This window comes from Prosthecobacter sp. (assembly GCF_049294395.1).
Lineage (GTDB): Bacteria > Verrucomicrobiota > Verrucomicrobiia > Verrucomicrobiales > Verrucomicrobiaceae > Prosthecobacter.
In genome coordinates this window covers 1-3,446 of the sequence record NZ_JBAQCR010000228.1, presented here as the reverse complement: position 1 = coordinate 3,446, position 3,446 = coordinate 1, and the positions used below count along the sequence as shown (strand labels likewise).

Genomic DNA, 3,446 nt, shown 5'->3' with positions numbered 1-3,446 from the left:
GGCACCCACGGCTACGGTTGTGCCAGCGCTACGCGCTTTCGGAAGGAAAGCAGGTTGAGGGCGGCCGCTTCGTGCCATGAGAGGTCACCCAGCGTGTTTCGGCTGCCCAAAGCCGCACTCGGAGAGTGCGGACCACTTCACGAGTCGGTTTGCCACGCGCTGCGAGGCTTGCATTCGCAATAGATTGTTTGCCTCGCTTTGGACAAGCAATGCCATTCGACAGAGTCCGCTCTGCTTTGACCTCTTGAGCACTCCTTGACTGATGGGCCTCACTTGTCCTGCACACGCTCGAGCTGGGCGCCGAGGGCGGCGAGTTTGTCGTCGAGGTGTTCGTAGCCGCGGTCGATGTGGTAGAGGCGGTTGATCTCGGTTTTGCCTTCGGCGACGAGGCCGGCGAGGACGAGGGCGGCGGAAGCGCGGAGATCTGAGGCCATGACGGGGGCACCTTTCATGACGCTGCCGCCGCGAATGCGGGCGGTGGCGCCCTGGAGATCGATGTTGGCGCCCATGCGTTTCATTTCGGCGCAGTGCATGAAGCGCTGCGGGAAGATGGTCTCGGTGATGGTGCTGGTGTCATTGATGACGCAGGCGAGGGCGCACATCTGGGCCTGCATGTCGGTGGGGAAACCGGGGTAGCAGAGGGTGGTGAGATCGAAGCCTTTGGCGTTTGGATTGGGCTTCACCGTGATGCTGTCCTTGGTGATGTCGATGGGGAAGCCGCATTTGATCAGGGCATCGGTGACGGCTTTCATGTGTTCCGGCATGACCCGCTTGAGGGTGACGCCATCGCCGAGCATGGCACCGGCGACAAGGAATGTGCCGGCCTCGATGCGGTCTGGGATGACGGTGTGCTCTGCGCCGTGGAGTTCTTTGACGCCTTCGATGGTGATGCGGTGGGTGCCTGCGCCTTCAATCTTGGCGCCCATCTTGATGAGGAAGTTTGCAAGGTCCTCGACTTCAGGCTCGGCGGCAGCGCCTTCGATGATGGTGGTGCCTTTGGCGAGGACGGCGGCCATCATGACGTTGTCCGTGCCGAGGACGGTGGAGCCGTGCTTGCCCATGAGATTCATGGGGCCGCCTTTGAAGCCTTTCTTGGCGTTCACAAAGATGTCTCCGCCTTCCACGGTGATCTGCGCGCCAAGGGCTTCGAGGCCTTTGAGATGGAGATCGACGGGGCGATCACCAATGACGCAGCCGCCGGGGAGTGAGACGGTGCATTTTTTCAAACGGCCTGTGAGAGGGCCGAGCACGCAGATGGAGGCGCGCATTTTGCGGACGAGATCATAAGGTGCGACGGATTTGATCTTCTCCGCCTTGACGACGACGACGCCGCTGGCGCGCTCGACCTCGGCACCGAGTTCACCGAGGATGCGGACCATGTAATTGGTGTCGCTGAGATCGGGCACGCGGCGGATGGTGCAGGTGTCTTTGGTGAGGAGAGTGGCCGCGAGAATGGGCAGCGAGGAGTTCTTTGAGCCGCTGATGTTGATGCGGCCCTTCAGAGGTGCGCCGCCGTGAACGATGAGTTTTTCCATGGGTGGATGCTTTGTGCTGCGGAAAGAGGCAGTGGCAAGCCATTCTTCGAAATCCTGACAGATGAAAGACTGCTTGAAAAAAGTTCTTGCCGAGTCGGATTACACGTGTAATCCGTGGATCACGTTTGTAATCCGACCATGTCACGCCGCGCTCCCACACCACCCGCCCCGAAGATTTCTGACGCCGAATGGACGGTGATGAATGTCTTCTGGCAGCGCGGGACGAGCACGCTGGCGGAGGTGGTGAAGGAGCTGGAAGGGCGGCTGCACTGGAAGCCGCGCACGGTGCAGAGCCTGATCCGCCGACTGGCTGACAAAGGGGCGCTGGCGGTGGAGGCGGTGGGGCGCGAGTTTCGGTACTCACCCGCGGTGGCCCAGGACCAGTGCCAGCATGAGGAGAGCCGGAGTTTTCTGGATCGCGTGTTTAACGGCCGGCTGACACCCTTCGTGGCGGGGCTGATGGAACGTGAAGATGTGACGCAAGATGACCTGGCCGCGCTGCGTGAAGTGCTGAATCAGGCCGAGAAGAAACTTAAAAAGTAATCCACCATGAATGCTGACGCTCTCCTCCACTGGCTGCTGCGCACTTCGCTCGAAGCGAGCCTCTTGATTCTGGCCGTGCTGGGACTGCGGCTGATGCTGGGGACGCGGCTGAGCCCGGCATGGCGCATTGGCTTGTGGCTGCTGGTGGGGACGAAGCTGATGCTGCCGGCTTTTATACCGGCGGGGTTTGGGCTGGGGGCGTGGTTTCAGCAGGATGAGGCGGCGCGTATGAGTGAGGTGTCGGCTGCGCCACTCGCTGCGGCGGTGGATGTGGTGAGGACGGCGGATGCGGAGAGCGCGCCGATGATTGCGGCATCCATCGGTGGTGGGTCTGAGTCTGCGGGAATGATTTCTGGATATACGCTGGCGCTGTGTGTGTGGGTGATGGGGGCGCTGGGGGTGTTTGCGGCGGCGTTGTATCGGCAGCGGCGGTTTGATCTTGAACTGCGTGAGCGTCCGCATGCGACGGCTGCGCTGCTGCGTGCGCTGGTGGCGAGTCTTTGCCAGAAGGCGGGGGTTCGTAAGCAGGTGCGCATTGTTCTGATGCCTGCGGGCACGACTCCGGCTGTGGTGGGCATGGCACAGCCGAGCATCCTGCTGCCGGAGGACTGGGAGACGCGCTTTGATGAACACAGCCTGCGCCATGTGCTGCTGCATGAACTGCTGCACGTGAAGCAGCATGATCTGGTATGGAACTGGGCCGCGACGGCGGTGCAGGCGCTGCATTGGTTCAACCCGCTGGTGTGGTTTGTGGTGTCGCGCTTTCAGGCGGACCGCGAACTGCGCTGTGATGCGGGAGCGCTGGCGCTGCTCTCCCCCACTGAGCGGCTGGACTACGGGCATACGCTGCTGCGCATTCAAGAAAGCTTTTTCGCACCACCGGCCATGGCAGGGTTGGCCCCATATGTGCGCAACCACCCTACCCTGCGTCAACGCATCCACATGATCGCCCATCCAACCGCCCGTCAGCCTGTGATTCAAATGCTGCTCGTTCTTACGCTCAGCGTTCTTGTTTGCTACTCCTTCACGACCGCGCGTGCGGTGGAAAAGGAAGTGCCGGCGAAGGAGCGCAGCCGGGAGGGGGCGAGGAGTCCTGCGGCTGAGCAGACGAAGACCGGAGCAAGTGAAGAAGGAACCCCTGCCCGCGCCCGTGAAGGCGATGGCGGCACCAAGAAGACGGGTATGCGTGAAGGTGATGGAGGAAGCAAGAAGCCTGGTATGGGTAATGGTGAAGGCTCACGCAAGACTGGAGCGCGCGAGGGCGATGGTGTAGCCAAGAAGACTGGCACGGGTGATGGTGAAGGCTCACGCAAGACTGGAGCGCGCGAGGGCGATGGTGTAGCCAAGAAGACTGGCACGGGTGATGGT

The 3,446-nt window shown here is 61.7% G+C and carries 3 protein-coding genes; 2 read left to right on the top strand and 1 reads right to left on the bottom strand.

What is annotated here, in order from left to right; all coding sequences use genetic code 11:
- Window positions 1–269: 269 nt before the first annotated feature.
- Window positions 270–1,535, bottom strand: coding sequence for a UDP-N-acetylglucosamine 1-carboxyvinyltransferase (gene murA, locus WAW39_RS15850; protein ID WP_422320159.1), 1,266 nt, complete (start codon window positions 1,533–1,535; stop codon window positions 270–272).
- Window positions 1,536–1,673: 138 nt separating this feature from the next.
- On the opposite strand from murA, the gene WAW39_RS15845 reads away from it, so the two are divergent.
- Together WAW39_RS15845 and WAW39_RS15840 are read left to right on the top strand one after the other, a co-directional pair.
- On the top strand, window positions 1,674–2,078 hold the full coding sequence (locus WAW39_RS15845; RefSeq protein WP_422320158.1) for a BlaI/MecI/CopY family transcriptional regulator: 405 nt from the start codon (window positions 1,674–1,676) through the stop codon (window positions 2,076–2,078).
- A gap of 6 nt (window positions 2,079–2,084) precedes the next feature.
- Window positions 2,085–3,446: M56 family metallopeptidase (locus WAW39_RS15840; protein WP_422320157.1), on the top strand; the 1,362-nt coding region annotated here is incomplete at its 3' end.